Source organism: Gilvimarinus sp. 1_MG-2023 (assembly GCF_030548285.1).
Genome location: NZ_JAUOSC010001088.1, coordinates 1 through 267 on the forward strand (window position 1 = coordinate 1; position 267 = coordinate 267).

1 pseudogene is annotated in these 267 nt (G+C 51.3%); it reads left to right on the top strand.

Going from position 1 to position 267, the window contains the following annotated elements:
• Nucleotides 1–267 (top strand): annotated as a pseudogene (locus Q4563_RS20220) (30S ribosomal protein S6--L-glutamate ligase); the annotation flags it as partial.

Here is a 267-nt window from a genome sequence, read left to right on the forward strand (position 1 = left end):
TGCATTATCAGGGTAACGAGCTCAAAGACTATGATGCCGTGATACCGCGTATCGGTGCTTCCATCACTTTTTATGGTACTGCCGTGCTGCGCCAGTTCGAAATGATGGGGGTATATCCATTAAATGAATCGGTCGCCATCAGTCGTTCACGCGACAAGCTGCGATCAATGCAATTAATGTCACGAAAAGGCATAGGCCTGCCCGTCACCGGATTCGCACACAGCCCGGATGATATTCCCGACCTGATTGCCATGGTGGGTGGTGCAC